Annotated in this window: 16 protein-coding genes; 6 read left to right on the top strand and 10 right to left on the bottom strand. The window is 69.4% G+C overall.

The features are described 5' to 3' along the window. The first annotated feature begins 135 nt into the window (after positions 1-135). Positions 136-600, top strand: coding sequence for a BRO-N domain-containing protein (locus tag M8R19_RS25785; RefSeq protein ID WP_249919315.1), 465 nt, complete (start codon positions 136-138; stop codon positions 598-600). A 393-nt stretch (positions 601-993) separates the two neighbouring features. On the opposite strand, the gene M8R19_RS25780 is transcribed toward M8R19_RS25785, so the two are convergent. Both M8R19_RS25780 and M8R19_RS25775 read right to left on the bottom strand, forming a co-directional pair. After that, positions 994-1,278 (bottom strand): helix-turn-helix domain-containing protein, encoded by a 285-nt coding sequence (locus M8R19_RS25780; RefSeq protein ID WP_249919314.1) that lies wholly within the window; start codon positions 1,276-1,278, stop codon positions 994-996. Positions 1,279-1,981: 703 nt separating this feature from the next. Beyond that, the gene (locus tag M8R19_RS25775) at positions 1,982-2,302 is read right to left on the bottom strand and encodes a hypothetical protein (protein ID WP_009621564.1); all 321 of its coding nucleotides are present in this window, start codon (positions 2,300-2,302) and stop codon (positions 1,982-1,984) included. Positions 2,303-2,494: 192 nt separating this feature from the next. Between M8R19_RS25775 and thpR the strand changes: the two genes are divergently transcribed. Continuing rightward, a complete protein-coding gene (gene thpR / locus M8R19_RS25770; RefSeq protein WP_249919313.1) occupies positions 2,495-3,028 on the top strand; it encodes an RNA 2',3'-cyclic phosphodiesterase in 534 nt (177 codons plus the stop codon). On the opposite strand, the gene M8R19_RS25765 is transcribed toward thpR, so the two are convergent. Continuing rightward, complete coding sequence (locus tag M8R19_RS25765) at positions 3,018-3,911, bottom strand: LysR family transcriptional regulator (protein ID WP_249919312.1); 894 nt, start codon at positions 3,909-3,911, stop codon at positions 3,018-3,020. The two genes, thpR and M8R19_RS25765, sit on opposite strands and share 11 nt — an antisense overlap. 93 nt (positions 3,912-4,004) lie before the next feature. Between M8R19_RS25765 and M8R19_RS25760 the strand changes: the two genes are divergently transcribed. Continuing rightward, positions 4,005-5,036 carry a YeiH family protein gene (locus tag M8R19_RS25760; RefSeq protein WP_249919311.1) on the top strand — a complete coding sequence of 344 codons (1,032 nt, stop codon included), beginning with the start codon at positions 4,005-4,007 and terminating at the stop codon, positions 5,034-5,036. Between the two features lie 66 nt (positions 5,037-5,102). On the opposite strand, the gene M8R19_RS25755 is transcribed toward M8R19_RS25760, so the two are convergent. Both M8R19_RS25755 and M8R19_RS25750 read right to left on the bottom strand, forming a co-directional pair. Then, complete coding sequence (locus M8R19_RS25755; RefSeq protein ID WP_116424826.1) at positions 5,103-5,537, bottom strand: DoxX family protein; 435 nt, start codon at positions 5,535-5,537, stop codon at positions 5,103-5,105. A 119-nt stretch (positions 5,538-5,656) separates the two neighbouring features. Continuing rightward, positions 5,657-7,081 (bottom strand): MltF family protein, encoded by a 1,425-nt coding sequence (locus M8R19_RS25750; protein ID WP_249919310.1) that lies wholly within the window; start codon positions 7,079-7,081, stop codon positions 5,657-5,659. Positions 7,082-7,575: 494 nt separating this feature from the next. Here M8R19_RS25750 and M8R19_RS25745 point away from each other — a divergent pair, with 494 nt between their 5' ends. The 3 genes from M8R19_RS25745 (at position 7,576) to M8R19_RS25735 (ending at position 10,524) form a co-directional block, all read left to right on the top strand. Continuing rightward, positions 7,576-8,391: a TatD family hydrolase gene (locus M8R19_RS25745; protein ID WP_249919309.1), complete on the top strand. Its 816-nt coding sequence runs from the start codon at positions 7,576-7,578 to the stop codon at positions 8,389-8,391. 138 nt (positions 8,392-8,529) lie between these two features. Continuing rightward, a complete protein-coding gene (locus M8R19_RS25740) occupies positions 8,530-10,008 on the top strand; it encodes a methyl-accepting chemotaxis protein (protein ID WP_249919308.1) in 1,479 nt (492 codons plus the stop codon). A gap of 156 nt (positions 10,009-10,164) precedes the next feature. Continuing rightward, on the top strand, positions 10,165-10,524 hold the full coding sequence (locus M8R19_RS25735; RefSeq protein WP_249919307.1) for an Mpo1-like protein: 360 nt from the start codon (positions 10,165-10,167) through the stop codon (positions 10,522-10,524). Between the two features lie 3 nt (positions 10,525-10,527). Here M8R19_RS25735 and M8R19_RS25730 read toward each other — a convergent pair whose 3' ends face one another. From M8R19_RS25730 to M8R19_RS25710, 5 genes are all read right to left on the bottom strand, one after another. Then, positions 10,528-11,328 carry an acyl-CoA thioesterase gene (locus tag M8R19_RS25730; protein ID WP_249919306.1) on the bottom strand — a complete coding sequence of 267 codons (801 nt, stop codon included), beginning with the start codon at positions 11,326-11,328 and terminating at the stop codon, positions 10,528-10,530. Positions 11,329-11,745: 417 nt separating this feature from the next. Further along, complete coding sequence (locus M8R19_RS25725; RefSeq protein ID WP_074979762.1) at positions 11,746-12,507, bottom strand: CHAD domain-containing protein; 762 nt, start codon at positions 12,505-12,507, stop codon at positions 11,746-11,748. 95 nt (positions 12,508-12,602) lie between these two features. After that, positions 12,603-14,594 carry a transglutaminase TgpA family protein gene (locus M8R19_RS25720; RefSeq protein WP_249919305.1) on the bottom strand — a complete coding sequence of 664 codons (1,992 nt, stop codon included), beginning with the start codon at positions 14,592-14,594 and terminating at the stop codon, positions 12,603-12,605. Next, positions 14,591-15,544, bottom strand: coding sequence for a DUF58 domain-containing protein (locus M8R19_RS25715; RefSeq protein WP_249919304.1), 954 nt, complete (start codon positions 15,542-15,544; stop codon positions 14,591-14,593). The genes M8R19_RS25720 and M8R19_RS25715 overlap by 4 nt, the downstream gene beginning before the upstream one ends. A gap of 13 nt (positions 15,545-15,557) precedes the next feature. Beyond that, a complete protein-coding gene (locus M8R19_RS25710) occupies positions 15,558-16,475 on the bottom strand; it encodes an AAA family ATPase (protein ID WP_043267198.1) in 918 nt (305 codons plus the stop codon). Positions 16,476-16,550: the final 75 nt, after the last annotated feature.

Below are 16,550 nucleotides of genomic sequence, written 5' to 3'. Positions count from 1 at the left end.
TAGCTCCCGGCACCCAGCCCTAAGAAAGCTGGCCATATCACGTAGAGGTAATGGATATGCCTATCACCCCCAGCCTTCAGCCCGAAGGCGCTTCGCCGTACCTGCCCTCTTCCCCCTCCACCGCGGAGGTGCACCATGTCTGAAGAGGTCCTGATCCCCACCCTGTTCACCCGCCACAAGCGCCAGCTGCGAGCCCTGCTGCTGGAAGACCAATGCTGGTTCAGCACCCGCGACCTCGGCCGGCTGATGGGCGTGCCGATGCTGGAAGAGCGCGTGCAGCGCAACCTGGACGACGACCAGTACCGCCGCGCCTGGTTGCGCGGCGGCAATGGCGACTACGAGGACGAACTACTGCTCAGCGAATCCGCCGTGTACGCCACGCTGATCCACTACTTCCACCCGGAAAACCGCTGCATCCGCCAATGGATCACCCAAGAGGTGGTCCCGGCCCTGCGCGACAGCTACCGCCACGACACCCGCCAACCCCGCCGCGAAACCCTCCACGGCCCCACCCAGGCCCTGACGGTGCTGCACTGGCAAGGCATGCTCTGGGTGCCCTACCGGCAATGGCCGCAGTTGAACACCTACCCTACCCGCTGAACACCGTGGCCTATTCGTAGGATGGCGTTGAGCGAAGCGATACCCATCGATGGCGCGGCAGCATGGGTATCGCCGCGCTCCCTTCATCCAACGGGGCGGCGTCTTTTCGTAGGAGCGAGCTTGCTCGCGAACGGGCCGCGTGCCTGTGGTTGTTCGCGAGCAAGCTCGCTCCTACAGGGTTCGGCGCCAGGGGATGCGCGTGCACAGTTCGTAGGGCGAATAACGCTCCGCGTTATCCGCCGTTTGACCTTGGCCCCATCCCGCTCGCTGCCAAGCACGGAGCCGCCCTCGAAACCGCGCCCGGCTCAACCACGGAGTTGCCGACAAGGAAGGTGAAGCGGCGTACAACCGCGAACGGTTGTACGCCCTACGCAACTTGCTCACCGGGGACGGTCACGCCACCTGATGTTCTATGGTCAGGCCGATGGACAGTCCGGCGTGAACGGCGAGCACAACCAGGGCATCCAGGCTGAACTCACCCAACTGGCCGCGCTTGAGCAGGGTATAGCGCGGTGCAGTGATACCCAGACGTTTGGCGCGGCTGCGGTCGGTGCCATCCCAACTGGCCGCCTCCTTCTGGATCGCCTGCAGGAGGGTCGCGCGCAGGCGCAGCTTTTCCACCTCGGCGGTGTCTGCGATGGCGTCGAAGACGCTGTTGAACGCTTGGGCCTCGATCATTTTCTTTCCCTCGGTCAATCGCGCAGGCGGCTCCTGGCCAGGTCGATAGCTGCCCGCCGATAAAGCCCGGCAAGCAAAGTTATCGGAACCGATAACGCGGCATAATTTTCCTCTCGACCAAAAGCGGAGTTTGGCGCCCAGCACCGTAGGGCGCAGGGAAGCACGGCCGTAGGAGCGGACTCCGTCCGCGATTCGGCGGATAACGCCGGCGGTCGGGGTTAACAGCCCCCTCTCCCGCAAGCGGGAGAGGGGGCTGTTCGTGCCACCGGGGCATCCGGCGTGGCCAGGGAAGCCAATCGCGGACGGAGTCCGCTCCTACGGGGAAACTCCGTGCCTCATTGCAGACTGTAGGAGCGGGCCCTGCCCGCGAATCGCGCGCAGGGCGCGCTCCTACAGGGGAATGACATCGGCGCGCGGGCTTTCCCCTCACCCCAGCCCTCTCCCGGAGGGAGAGGGAGCTAGGCCGTGCCGAGAGACGGCCTGGTTTCAGCCGGCGATCCCTGTGCTAGCCGGCTAACGCCGAAACACCCATGTACTCCGAACGGTCCCCTCTCCCTCCGGGAGAGGGCTGGGGTGAGGGGGCCGCAGGCCTGCTCGCGATTTCGCGCGCAGGGCGCGCTCCTACAAGGGAATGGCGCGGGCGGGGCAGCGTAGGAGCGGATCTCATCCACGAATCGCGCCGGTGGTTCCGGCTATCGCGGCCTCAGAACACCGGCGGCCGCCGGGTGATCAGCCCCTGGCGGGCGACGCGGGTCAGCTCGTGAACTAGCGGCTGTAGTTCCTCGGCGCGCGGCGACTGGATCACGGCGAAGTCGAAATGGTCGCGGGGGAAGCGGGCGATTTCCGCAAGGTCGGCGGCGAACTGGATAAGGAAGGTGCGCGAGCCCTGCCAGCGCTTCGGCCAGCCTTCGAGGTAGCGAACCAGGGTGGGCTGGTGGTGGCCGCATAGCAGTATGCGCGGGTTGCGCCGCAGCAGGCCGGTGGTGATGGGGGCCAGGCGCACCTGGGGATTGGGACAGGTCATGGTGTCATGTCTCCGCCTCTGGGGTCCTGCTGGACGCGGCGAGAGGCACACCGAACCAGCGCTTTAGCGGTATTTCGATGCCCCTGGAGCATCAGCGCCCCGCAAGTTGCTACTTAAATCGGCGCTGTGCGGCATCCTAGAGAAGCCCCGGCGATACTGTCAAGGCGACTTCCGGCTGACGAGAGAGCCCCGATGAGCACCCCACCCCTGCGCCTGTTCTTCGCCCTGCCCTGCCCGGAGGAAATCCGCGCGCCCCTGGCCGCCTGGCGCGACAGCCTGGCCATCGACGGCCAGCCGGTGGCGGCGGCCAACCTGCACCTCACCCTGGCCTTCCTCGGCGCGGTGCCGCGCGCCCGCAAGGCCGAGCTGCTGGCCCTGGGCGCGAGCCTGCCGCGCGCACCCTTCGAACTGCTGCTGGATCGCCTGGAACGCTGGCGCAACGGCATCCTGCACCTGGCGCCGACGGCCATCCCGCCAGCGCTGCCCGGCCTGGTCCAGGCCCTGCAAGATGCCCTGCAGCTCAGCGGCTTCGAGATCGAGCGGCGGCCCTTCCGCCCGCACCTGACCCTGGCCCGTCACTGCCGCCAGACACCCGACGCCATGGCGCAGTTCGCCTGGCCGGCCCGCGAGCTGGTGCTGTACAGCTCGGAGAACGGTCCCCACGGCGTGCATTACCGGGCCATCGGCCGCTGGCCCCTGGACGGCGAACGGGCACTCAGCGATTGAGCGCGGCCCACGCCTCGGCGTAATCGAGGAAGCGGCGCAGCCCCTGGGTCGGGTACTTGTCCACGTGCAGGGCGCGGAAGAAGGTGCGCCGCAACGGCCCCAGGGGATTGTCCAGGGCGACCAGCTCGCCGCCGGCCAGCTCATCGGCCACCACCCGCCGCGACAGGCAACTGATGCCGGCCCCGCTGGCCACCAGGTGCTTGATCGCCTCGGCGTTGCTCACCTCCAGCGGCGCCGCCAGGCTGCCCAGGCGCGGCAGCACCTGCTGCTCGAAGGTCACCCGGGTGCCGGAGCCGGCCTCGCGGAGGATCCAGCGTGTCGCCGCCAACTGCTCGAAGGTCACCTGCGCCGCCCGCGCCAGCGGATGCTCGGGCGCCGCGACCAGCAACAGCTCATCCTCGATCCACGGCAACAATTGCACCTGCGGATGCTGGATGGGCGACTCGATGTAGGCCACGTCCAGGCGGAACTCGCAGAGCGCGGCCAGGATCTCGCGGCTGTTGGCCACCTGCAGTTGCAGGCGGCTGTCCGGCAGTTCGGCGAGAAACCCGGCCATCACCCGCGGCAGCAGGTAGCCACCGATGCTGCGGCTGGCGCCCAGGGCCAGCTGCACCGGCGCGTGCTGGAACAGCGTCTCCAGCTCGGCGCCCTGGGCCAGCAGGGCGCAGGCCCGGGGATACAGGGCGCGACCGTTGTCGTTGAGCGCCAGGCGCTTGCCGCTGCGGTCGAACAGGCGCGTCTGCAGGGTGCGCTCCAGTTCCTGCAGCGCCTGGCTGGCCGCCGATTGCGAAAGCGCGATGGCGGCCGCCGCCTGGGTCACGTTGCCGTGCTCGGCGATGGAGGTGAAGGTGGCCAGCTGGCGCAGGGTGATTCGCGGGGCCATATCGATAAAACCGTTTGATCCAATAAGAACAATCCGTTTTTACACTAAGCAGGCAGCGCACACCATGGCAGCACCTTACACAAGGAGCCCGTCATGCTTACCCGCCTGCGCCGCACACCCTACCTGGTCCCCGGCGCCCTGCTCTGCCTGCTGATCGCCGGCGCCGCCAACCTGCTGGTGCGCATCCCCGCCATCAGCCACCTCGGCCTCGGCAGCCTGACCCTGGCCATCCTCCTCGGCCTGCTGCTGGGCAACCTCGGCCTGGCCCGTTTCGGCGGCCTGCGCCCCGGCGTCGAGCTGTCGCGCCAGCAACTGCTGCGCCTGGGCGTGGTGCTCTACGGCCTGCGCCTGACCTTCCAGGATATCGCCGCCCTCGGCCCGGCGGCGCTGGTGATCGATGTGCTGATGGTCACCAGCACCCTGCTGGTCGCCGGCTGGGTCGGCGTGCGCTGGCTCAAGCTGCCGCGCGAGAGCGCCCTGCTGATCGGCGCCGGCAGCGCCATCTGCGGCGCCGCCGCGGTCATGGCGAGCAGCCCGGTGCTGCGCGCCCGCGCCGAGCACACCGCCGTGGCGGTGGCCACCGTGGTGCTGTTCGGCACCCTGGCCATGCTTCTGCACCCGCTGCTGTTCGCCCACCTGCCGAACCTGTTCGGCAGCGCCAAGGCCTTCGGCATCTTCAGCGGCTCGACCATCCACGAGGTGGCCCAGGTGGTCGCCGCCGGCCGCGCCATGGACCCGGCCGCAGCCGACGCCGCGCTGATCAGCAAGATGCTCCGCGTCCTGCTGCTGGCCCCGGCGCTGCTCTGCCTGGGGCGTTTCGCCGCCAGCGACGAGGCAGCCAGCGAAGGCCGGCGCCGCCTGCACATTCCCGGCTTCGCCGTGGCCTTCCTGCTGGTCACCGGCCTGCGTTCGCTGGGCCTGGTGCCGCACGCCTGGCTGGCGCCGCTGCAACAGCTGGACGACGTATTGCTGGGCATGGCCATGGCCGCCCTGGGCCTGGCCACCCGCCTCGGCGACCTGCGCCGCGAAGGCCCCAAACCGCTGCTGCTGGGCGCCGGGCTGTTCGTCTTCCTGCTGGTGGGCGGTGGCCTGATCAACAGCGGCGTGCAGCACCTGCTGGGCTGAAGCACAATGAAAATAAAAAAGGCGGATGCCGCTGGGCATCCGCCTTTTTCATGGCTGCGGGATCGCTCAGCTGGAGAGCTTGCGGTCCAGGGAGAAGGGACCGGCGCCGCTGATGAGCAGGGCCACACTGATCATGATCAGGGTGAAGGCGTATTCGAAGCCGTTGTTGGTGATGAAGAAGCCGTTGGCGATGTGCACGCTGAACACGGCCACCAGCATGGCGACGATCAGCGGGATGCTGGCCAGGCGCACCAGCAGGCCGAGCACCAGGAACAGCCCGCCGAAGAACTCCGCGCTGCCCGCCAGGGTGGCCATCAGGTAGCCGGGGGTCACGCCGAGGGATTCCAGCCACTGGGCCATGCCCGACAGGCCCGGGCCGCCGAACAGGCCGAAGAGTTTCTGCGAGCCGTGGGCCATGAAGGTCAGGCCGGTGGTGATGCGCAGCACGGCCAGGCCGACGCCGGCGTTGGTGGACAGGACGGATTTGACGAGAGCGTTCATGGTGCATCCTTGTGCAGAGGAAAGTGGGTGAGGCAACCGTCGTTGCTTGAGCAGCAATATAGATCATCGATTCGATATAAAAAGCGCAAAAACACGCTAAAAAATATCGAAACGACCGATCACTTCTGGACGGAAGCTACCCGCTGCCGGGACTCCAACCCATCACGCTCCCGCTGATAGGCAAGATAGTACTTGTTGACGCTGCTGACGTAGTTCACCACACCCATGCCCACTTCCTGGGCCGCCACGCGCTCCACCTGGAAGAACCAGCGATCCGGGTTCAGGCCCTGGCGGCGGGCCTGGGCGCGCAGGCCCTGGACGCGCTCGGCGCCGACGTTGTAGGCGGCGAGGATGAAGCCCAGGCGCTCGTGCTCGTCCATGCGCGGGCTGTTGAAGTAGTCGCGGCGCAGCATGGCCAGGTACTTGCTGGCGGCCTGGACGTTGTTCTCCTTGCCTTCCACCGAACGCAGCCCGACGCTGCGCGCCGCCGCCGGGGTGACCTGCATCAGCCCGGTGGCGCCGGACGCGCCGCGGGCGCCGGGGGTGAGGTTGGATTCCTTGTAGGCCACCGCGGCCAGGGCCAGCCAGTCGAGGCGGTACTGCTCGGCGAAGCGCTGCAGGGTCGGGCGCACCGCTTCGAGCTTCTTGCGGTCGCCCTTCTCCAGCGGGTTGCGCACCTGGTAGGCGTGGCGGTACAGGCGCTGGAAGTTGCCGTCCTGCTCCGCCGGGGCGTGGTAGTCCTTGAGGAAGCGGTCGACGCTGGCGTGCAGCATGGAGGCGTCGCGGCGCACGTACCAGGTCATGTTCTGGCGGTTGTCGAGCACCAGGTGGCGGTCGATGCGGATCTTCTTGAACACCTTGGCCCAGCGCTCGGCGATCGGCTGTTCCACCACGGTGCAGGGATAGATGCCGGCCTGGACCATCTCCAGCACGTCTTCCACCGCCAGGGACGGGTCCACCCAGTCGATGCCGATGGGCGCCAGGCGGCGTTGCGCCAGGCGCTCGTTGACCTGCCCGATGGCCTCGCCGGCGGCGCTGCCGGGGGCCAGGGCGATACGCTTGCCGGCCAGTTGTTCCAGGCGCGCGTAGCGCTTGTTGCCCTGGCGCGAGACCAGCACCAGCGGCACATCCTGGCGCCACGGCAGGCTGGCGGCGACGTCCTGGCCGTCGCGGGCCACCAGCACCTCGCCGGGGGCGACCAGGTCGCCTTCGCCACGCAGCAGCGCGGCCAGCAACTGGTCCTTGGCCTTGGGAATGAACTTCAGGGTGAGCGGCTTGCGCCCGGGGGCGTTGTCGTTGAGGTATTGCTCGAAGGCGCGCAGGCGGTTGTACTCGACGCCGATAGGCTCGCCCTTGATCTCGCCGGAGCTGTTGCGGCTCTGGTTGACCAGCACGCGCAGCACGCCGCTGCTGCGGATGCTGGCCAGGTCGCGGGTGTCGGCGCTCTCGCGCTGCCAGTTGTCCGGCTGGCTGGTCAGGCGCGCGGCCGCCGGCTGCGGCAGCCATGCCAGCAAGCAGAGAGTGAGCAGCAGCAGTCGCGTCATCCAGGTCTCCAAGGATCGGTCATTCACCAGCGGCCCACTGAGAAAGCGGCGCCCTCCGCAAGTTCCCGGCCCCGAAAAAAGGGGCGCGAGCGTCTCACAAGCGGAGACTGATGCCAATCCAAAATTCCCGAAGCACTTTCACAAGTGCATTCAACAGGCTGTTTTTTAAGACTTTCTTAAGAAAACAGGGGATTCTGCTATGCTGCCCGCCCGAATCCACAGGGGTCTGAAGATGTTTGATCACGATCGCGACGGCGCCTGTTTTTGTGCGGGACTAGGCGCGAGGAGAGCGGTTTGGTCATTCCAAATAAACGACGAGCAACGACGTACCGCACAAAAACAGGCCCGTCCCTTCGGGTTGCGCGGCAAATGGCGCCATGCGTCGTTGCGGGACTTGGCAAGGGGGCACCATTCCCGGCGTCCCGCGCCTAACCTGGCGCCATTTGACGCAGCAACGCGGTTCGTGATCAAACATCTTCAGACCCCGGTGAACCATGCAACTGATCGACATTGGCGTCAACCTCACTCATCCGACTTTCGCCAACCGGTTGCCGGCGGTCATCGATCAGGCCATCGGCGCCGGCGTGGTGCAGATGGTGCTGACCGGCACCAGCCTCGACGAGAGCGAAGCCGCCCTGCGCCTGTGCCGCGAACGCGACGAAAGCGGCCAGCGGCTGTTCTGCACCGCCGGTGTCCACCCGCACGATGCTTCGCAGTGGAACAGCGCCAGCGCCGCCACCCTGCGGGGCCTGCTGGCGGAAGACAGGGTACGCGCGGTCGGCGAGTGCGGCCTTGACTTCAATCGGGATTTCTCGCCGCGACCGCAACAGGAAAAGGCCTTCGAGGAGCAGTTGGCCCTGGCCGTGGAGCTGCAGCGCCCGGTGTTCATCCACGAGCGCGACGCCGGCGAGCGCCTGCTGGCCATCCTCAAGGGCTTCCGCGACCAGTTGCCCGCCGCCGTGGTGCATTGTTTCACCGGCGAGCGGCGCACGCTCTACAACTATCTCGATCTCGACCTGCACATCGGCATCACCGGCTGGATCTGCGACGAACGCCGCGGCACCCACCTGCAGGAACTGGTGCGGGAGATCCCCCGCGGCCGCCTGATGCTGGAGAGCGACGCCCCCTACCTGCTGCCGCGCAGCCTGCGGCCCAAGCCGAAGCACGGGCAGAACGAGCCGGCCTTCCTCCCCGAGGTGTTGCGCGTCACCGCCCTGCATCGCGGCGAGACGGAAGACGACCTGGCGGCCCATACCACGGCCTGCGCCCGGCGCTTCTTCGGCCTGTCGGAAATTGCCGAACAAGGCTGACGAATACCCCTCAAGAATGTCCGGAAAGCGACGCTAACCTGGGAGGCGAAGCTGTCTTGACCCTCATCAAGACAGACTTCTTCTCTTCAACGAGAATGAAGGCCAAAAGCCATCATTCCCACTACAAGAAGCATCCCCATGGGCGCCTGGATCCGCGATATCTCTCTGAAGTACAAGTTCTGGGCCGTGAACGCGGTCGCCTTCTTCACCACCTTGCTGCTCGTGCTGTTCTCCATGCACCAGGAAGTGGACGCACGCAACCAGGCCGCCCGCCAGGGCGCCGAGGTCCAGGCCCGGCTGCTGCAGAACTGGCCGGCCGGCACGGCGCTGCCCAGCGCCGACAACCTGCTGAGCTTCGCCAGCGGCAGCGCCCCGCAACTGCCGGGCGTGGACACCGGCGCGCTGGCTCGCGGCAACGGCTGGGTCGACCTGGGCGGCGCCTCCAGCCGCCTCGGCCCGCTGGCCGGCGCCTGGGTGCGGGATGCCGGCGACGGCCAGCGCATCGCGGTGCTGGCCCCCGGGGCCGACCTCTGGCAGGTGTTCAGCGAGCGCGCCCTGGCTTACGCCGGCGCGGTGCTGGTGCTGATGATGGCCCTGCTGGCCGCCTCGCAGTTGCTGATCCGCTTCATCCTCACCCACCTGCTGAAGCTGCGCGACGTGATGCAGCACGTGGAGCGCAGCGGCGACCTTTCCGCCCGCGTGCCGCTGGACAGCCGCGACGAGGTGGGCCAGATGGCCACTGCCTTCAACGCCATGCAGGCCGGCTACCAGCGCGTGGTCGGCACCGTGGCCCAGGCCGCCGGGCGCCTCGACGAAGGCGCGCGCACCCTCGCCCAGAGCATGGGCCAGGTGCGCCAGGGCATGCTCGGCCAGCAGAGCGAGACCGACCAGGCCGCCACCGCGATCAACGAGATGTCCACCACCGTGCACCACATCGCCCAGCACGCCGCCGACACCCGCGACCAGTCGCAGGAAGCCGACCGCCTGGCCGGCGCCGGCCAGCAGGTGGTGGGCCGCGTCGGCGAGTCCATCGCCGGGCTGTCCCAGGGCGTGCAGCAGACCGCGCAGATGATCCAGCAGCTGGCCGAGGACAGCCAGAAGATCAGCAGCGTGGTCAGCGTCATCCATGGCATCGCCGAGCAGACCAACCTGCTCGCCCTCAACGCCGCCATCGAGGCCGCCCGCGCCGGCGAGATGGGCCGCGGCTTCGCCGTGGTGGCCGACGAGGTGCGCAACCTGGCCAAGCGCGTGCAGGACTCCACAGACGAGATCACCCAGATGATCAACGCGCTGCAGTCCGGCACCCGCGACGCGGTGGAATTCATGCAGGAAAGCTCGTTCAAGGCCGACGGCTGCGTCGAGCAGGCCCAGGAAGCCGGCGAGGCGCTGGCGGCCATCGCCGGGGCGGTGGCGCTAATGCGCGAGAGCAACACGCAGATCGCCGTGGCCGCCGAGCAGCAGAGCCAGGTGGCCGAGGAGATGACACGCTCGGTGGTGGGTATCCGCGACGTCACCGAGCTGACCGTGCAGCAGACGGTGGATTCGGCCGGCACCAGCCACGAGCTGGCCGAGCTGGCCGGCGAGCTGAGCCGGGCGATCCGCCAGCTGCGCCTGTAGCCCCTCCGCCCAGCCACGCGGCCCGGCACTGTCCGGGCCGCGCCGTTTCCGGCTATCGAAGCCATAGGCGATAGTCATTCGCCGCCCACCCGCCGCGGACCTAGACTTTGTGTAGGCGTCCGTGAAAACGGGCAAGACCGGAAAAGGAGTCCGCCCATGGGCAAACGTCATCCCAACCTGTTCGCCTGGCAATGGCAGGGCTATGCCGCCAATCACCGCAACCCGACCAACCTGGCGTTGCACCTGGTGGCGGTGCCGCTGTTCGTGGTCGCCGCCCTGGTGCTGCTGAGCGGGCTGTTCAAGCTGAGCCTGGGCAGCATCCTGCTGGGCGTCATCGGCATGGTCGCGGCGCTGGCCATCCAGGGCCGCGGACACAAGCTGGAAGAGCAGCCCCCCGAGCCGTTCAGCGACCGCAAGGACGCCGTGGGCCGCCTGCTCGCCGAGCAGTTCGTCACCTTCCCGCGCTTCGTCCTCAGCGGCGCCTGGTGGCGCGCCTGGCGTAACCGCCGGCGCTGAGCCCTAGCCGAAGATGGTCGCGGTCTGCCGCGAGATCGCCAGCAGCTGGCCGTCCGCCGTCCAGCACTGGGCGGCGATGTGCCCGTAGCCGTCGCGGGCGTGTTCGATGGTCGCCAGGTACTGGCACCAGCCGTTGGCCGGCAGGGCCGGTTGCGGCTGGACGAACTCGATGGTCCAGGTCAGCGAGCTGGACGGCGCCGGCGTCTTGAGCATCGGCAGGGTCGCCGGCGGCCAGGCGTCGATCAGCGCCAGTAGGTGGCAGACCTCCATCGGCTCGTCGCCCACGCCATCGCCGCGGAAGCGCATCCAGCCACCCATCTCCCGTGAAGTGCTCGACGAAAAGGGCATGCCGCCCACAGCCCAGCGCATGGCGATGTGGCGGGTGAACTCGGGCATCAGCTTGCGGATGAAAGGCAGCTCCTGGCAGTCGTCCACCGCCTTGAAGGCCGGCGCCGGCAGGCCCTCGACCTGCACCACCGACTCGCGCGGCAGGCCGAAGCTGGCCTGGGCCAGGGTCAGCACCTGGCCGTTCTGCACGGCGCGGCAGAACACCTGGCTGACCGCCTTGCCCTCGCGCAGCACCTCGGCCTGGAAGCTCACCGGCACTTCCGGCTCCACCGGGCCGACGAAGGTGACGGCCAGCGAGCGCAATGGCCGCCCGGCCTCGGCGACGCCGGCCATCGCCTCGTAGGCCATGGCCGCCACCAGGCCGCCGAAGCTGGCGCGCCCCTGGCCCCACTGCGCCGGGATCACCACGCTTGTGGGTGCACTGCGCACCGCCTGGATGAGTTCGGGAAAGGTCATCGTCGCCTCCTGCTGAGTGGGTCAGGGGGCATCTTAGGGGGAAAGGCGGCGGGGCTGGCAACCATCCTTAGGGCTGAACGCGGGTCCACTCAAGGGGCGAATGTTCGTTCATACATGGGAGTAGGGTTGGTCGTGGGGCATATGTGCAGGGCTTTAAGAGCGCCCTCTCCCCAACCCTCGGCTGCGCGCCCCGCCCTGAAGGGAGAGGGGGCTGTCCGGAGCGGATGGGGAGTTCGGAGTCATCCTGGCGCGTAGGGCGTATAACCGTTCGCGGCTATACGCCGTCGGCCGTGCCACCGGGGCGTCCGGCGTGGTTGATGAACCAATCGCGGACGGAGTCCGCTCCTACGACCGTGCTTCCCTGAACCGAGCGGACTCCGTCCGCGATTATCCGTCGCTGAAAACGGCGGATGGCGCTCAGCCCAACGCCTTGAGCAACCGCTCCAGGCTCTCGTCGGCATCCCGCTCGGCCAGGTCGTGCAGGGCGTTCCAGTGCGGCTGCAGGGGCATCAGGTCGAGTTCGCGCTCGCTGCGGATCAGCCACTGCTCGTAGTCGTGCCAGGTGCCCAGGGTGGACTGGGCCTCCTTCAGCGGCGCCAGCACCTTCTGCGGCAAGGGCGAATCCTTCGGGTAGGCCTCCAGGGCGTAGCGCACGCGCTTGATCAGCAGGCGCAGGCGATGGCGGTCGTGGGCCGGGTCCTTCAGGGCGATGCGCAGCTTGTGCCACTGCTTGGCCAGGCGCTTGCGCACCTGGGCGTGCAGGCCTTCGAGCACGCCGTGGCGTTCGGCGGTGCGCCAGAGCATCGGCCAGCCGTCGAGCAGGCGCATCAGCCGGTCCCACTGCGGGCTGGCGAGCAGCGCCAGGTAGCCGGAGGTCAGTGCCGGCCGGCGCAATGCGGCGGCCTTTTCCAGGCCTTCGGCTTCCAGCACCGGCAGCAGCACTTCGAGGTCGCGCAGCGGCCCGCTCAGGCGGCCCAGTTCGCTCAGCGCCGCCTCGATCTCGTCGATGCCGGGCATGCCCTGGGCCGGATGCAGCAGGCTGCGCAGGCGCCGCACGGCGATGCGCAGGTCGTGCAGCGCCTCGCTGTCGGAGCGCGCGCGCAGGCGCTCGGAGGCCGCGAACAAGGCCACCTCCTGCTCGATCACATGGGAAACCAGATAGTCGCTGAAGGATGACACGGCGAACTCCGTCCGTCGGGGCCTGGAATCTATGAGGTTAGCTGGCGGCGCATCGGCGGCAAGCCGCCGCCCGTGGCCGATGGTCGCATGGTATTTCAGCGGCCACGCCGGGCCAGCCGCCAGGGCAGTTGCCGGCGCAGCCGCGCCAGGTGCTCGCGCAGTTCCTGCGGCGCAGAGCCGGCGCCGGCGTAGCGCTGGCGTTCGAACGCCGCCAGGTAGGCCTGGATGCTCGCGGCCTGGGCCGGCAGCGCAGCCATCGCCCGCTCGGCGAACGCGCGCGGCCCTTCGCCGGCGTGGCGCTGCAGGCCCTGGCCGGCCAACAGTTGTTCGAAGCGCTCGAAGCTGCGCAGTTGCACATCCCGCGTCCGCCGCCAGGGCTTGAACAGCAGCAGCGCCAGCAGGCCCAGCGACAGCGCCCCGCCGCCCACCAGCAGCACGCCGGTCCAGAGGCTGTCGCGATCGCCGAACCAGGCCCGCAGCAGGCCCGCCTGCTGCTCGCCCTGGTAGCCCAGCACCCAGCGCTGCCAGTCGTAGTTGAGGTTATCCCAGCCCAGGCGCAGTTGGCTGAGCAGGCCGAAACCGCCATAGCGCAGGCGGGCGAAGGGCGAGTCGGCGAGGAAGCTGCCCTCCTCCGCCAGCGCCGCCTGCAGGCCGCGCTCGATGCGCGAGGGGGCGACCTGGAAGGTCGGGTCGACGCTGCGCCAACCCGCGCCCGGCGACCAGTACTCGACCCAGGCGTGGGCGTCGAACTGGTGCACCAGCAGGTAGTCGCCGGCCGGGTTCAGCTCGCCGCCCTGGTAGCCGGTGACCACCCGCGCCGGGATGCCCGCCGCGCGCAGGACGAAGGTCATGGCCCCGGCGTAGTGCTCGCAGAAGCCGCGGCGGGTGTCGAACAGGAAGCCGTCGATGCGCTCCTCGCCGGTGGCCGGCGGACGCAGGGTGTAGGCGTAGGGTTGGTCGTGGAAGTGGCGCAGCACCGCCTGCACCAGCGCCTCGGGCTGCGGGTAGCGCTCGCGCAGCTCTGCGGCCCAGGCGCGCGAGCGCGGGTTGCCGCGGGCCGGCAACTGCAGGTCGCGGCGCAGCGCCGTGGCGCTGCTGTCCGGCTCGCGCAGGGCCCGGGGCCAGGAGCTGGCGCGGTACATCAGCACGTCCTGCACCGGGCGCCGCCGCTCCAGGCGGAAGTCGCTCATCATGCGCGCATCGTCCGGGCCGCCCTCAGCGACGTCGAGGGTGAACAGCCAGGGCCGCGAGCTGGGCTGCATGATCACCTGGTAGCTCAGCGATGGCCCCTGCCTGCGCCAGTCCGGCGCCCGTTCGCTGCGCCCCTGCCAGGACTGCGTCCAGCGCTGGCCGTCGAAATTCTCCAGGGTCAGGGCGCGCCAGTAGAGCTGGTCCTGGGGCGGCGCGGCGTCGTCGAACTTGACGCGGAAGGCCAGTTCGGTGGACTGGCTCAGCTCGACGAAGTCGCCGGGCATCATCGAGTCGCTGAGCCCGGTGGTGGCCTGGCCGCCGGGCAGCGGCAGCGACCACAGCGGGCCCAGCCGCGGGAACAGCAGGAACAGCAGGAGCATCAGCGGCAGCGCCTGCAGCAGCAGGCCGCCGGCCAGGCGCAGGGTGCGCCAGGGGCCTTCGGCGAAGCTGCTCTGCTGCAGGCCGATCAGCGCCGCCAGCAGCGCGGTGACCGGCAGCAGGCTGAAGGCCGCGGCCAGCAGGCTGGCGTCGAACAGGTAGCTGGTGGCCACGGCGAAGAAGCCGAGCAGGATCAGCACCAGGGCGTCGCGCCGCGTCTTCAGCTCCACCAGCTTGATGACGAAGGCGGCGATCAGCAGCACCACGCCGGCGTCCAGGCCGATCAGCGAGCCGCGCGACAGCCACACGCCGATGCCGGCGGCGATCACCAGGGCCAGCTTGGCCAGGCCGTTGGGGTAGCGCGCGCGCATGCGGTAGACCTGCACGCGCCAGGCCGCGCAGCCGAGCCAGAAGCCCACCACCCAGAACGGCAGGTGCTCCAGGTGCGGCAGTATCACCAGGGCCTGGGCCACCAGCAGCCAGGTCAGGGCGATGCGCGGGATCGGCTGCTGGCTCACGGCCGTACTCCGAACAGCGCCAGCTCGCGCAGACAGGCGCCGCGGTGGGCGTCGCCGCTGGCCAGCGGCAGTTGCACGCCGGGCAGGCGCAGGCCGAAGCTCTGGCCGCGCTGGGACAGTTGCAGCACCCAGTGGCAGAGGCAGGACAGGCGCGTCTCGACGTCGCCGCCGAGCAGCTCGAAGTCCAGCCAGAGGTCGCGCCCGCTGAGCGCGGCGAAGTCCTTCACCAGCAGGCCCTGGCCGCGGGAGTAGGCCTTCCAGTGCAGGCGCCGGCGCGAGTCGCCGCTCTGGTAGGGGCGCAGGCCCTGGAAGTCGTCGGCGCCGCTGCCGCTGGCGCGCAGGCCCTCGTCGTGCTCGTCGGCGCGGCCGCCTTCCAGGGGCAGGTCGGCGGGCAGCGGGCGCGGGTAGACCAGGCCGGCCTGGTCCAGGTCGAGCCAGCTCCAGGCCACCAGCAGGCCCAGGGGGAAGCGGCTCTCCACCCGCAGGCGGCCCGGCCGCAGCCAGCCGCGGCGCTCGGCCGGCAGCGTCAGCAGCAGTTCCTCGGCGCCATTGGCGCGCACGTCGGCGTACTGCAGCGCCTGTTCCGACCAGCCGAGGCCGATGGCCCGGCGTTCGCGGCCTTCGCCTTCCAGGCGCACGCGGAAGCAGACCTGCTCGCCGACGAACACCGGCAGCGCGCCCAGCGCGGTCAGGCGCAGGCCGCCGAGGTTACGGTAGGTGTGCAGGATGGCGACGATGAACAGCGACAGCAGCAGGAAGGTCAGGCCGTAGGCCAGGCTGTTCTGGTAGTTGATGGCGGTGAGCAGCAGCAGGACCACGGCGACGCCGAAGGCCACGCCCTGCCCCGAGGGGATGATGAAGATGCGCCGCTGGTTCAGTTGCAGCGAGGGCGATGGCGGGATGCGCCGGGCGATCCAGCTCTGCCACAGCGGGCGGACCTTCACCAGCATGGCCGGGCCCCGCTCACAGCGCCGGGACTTCGCGCTGCAGCCACTGCACCAGGGCGCCGCCACCGTGGCCAGAAGGGTCGGCCTGGTCGCGCAGGCGGTGCCCGGCCACCGACGGCAGCACCGCCTGGACGTCCTCGGGGATGGCGTAGTCGCGCCCGGCCAGCAGGGCCCAGGCACGCGCCGCGGCAAGCAGCGCCAGGCTGCCGCGCGGCGACAGGCCGAGGGCGAAGGCCGGCTGGCTGCGGGTGGCTTCGGCCAGGCGCAGCACGTAGTCGACCAGGGCGTCGCTGACGTGGACCTTCGGCACCTCGGCCTGCAGCGCCGCCAGCTCGGCGGGGGTGAGGATCGGCTCCAGCCGCGGCAGCAGGTCGCGCCGCGCCTCGCCCAGCAGCAGGGCCTTCTCCGCCGCGCGCCCCGGGTAGCCCAGGGACAGGCGCATGAGGAAGCGGTCGAGCTGGGATTCGGGCAGAGCGAAGGTGCCGCCCTGGGTCACCGGGTTCTGCGTGGCGATCACGAAGAAGGGCTCGGGCAGCGGCCGGGTGGCGCCCTCGATGGTCACCTGGCCCTCTTCCATGGCCTCCAGCAGCGCGCTCTGCGCCTTGGGCGTGGCGCGGTTGATCTCGTCTGCCAGCACCAGCTCGGCGAAGATCGGCCCGGGGTGGAAGACGAACTGCCCGGTGTCCTTGTCGAACACCGAGGTGCCGAGCACGTCGCCGGGCAGCAGGTCGGAGGTGAACTGGATGCGCTGGAAACTCAGCCCCAGCACCCGCGCCAGGGCGTGGCTGAGGGTGGTCTTGCCCATCCCCGGCAGGTCTTCGATCAGCAGGTGCCCGCGGGCCAGCAGGCAGGTCATGGCCAGGCGCACCTGGACTTGCTTGCCCAGCAGGATCCGGTCCACCGCTTCCAGGCATTGCTCCAGCTTGCCGCGCATCCTCACCTCGTGCCATGCAGACGAAAAGTCCGATCCTACTGGCCCGCCGCGGCAGCGAACAGGCCGCTTCGCCAC

The organism is Pseudomonas sp. R3.Fl (assembly GCF_023516765.1).
Lineage (GTDB): Bacteria > Pseudomonadota > Gammaproteobacteria > Pseudomonadales > Pseudomonadaceae > Pseudomonas > Pseudomonas citronellolis.
The sequence above is the reverse complement of the archived record's forward strand: the minus strand, read 5'-3'. Positions and strand labels throughout refer to the sequence as shown.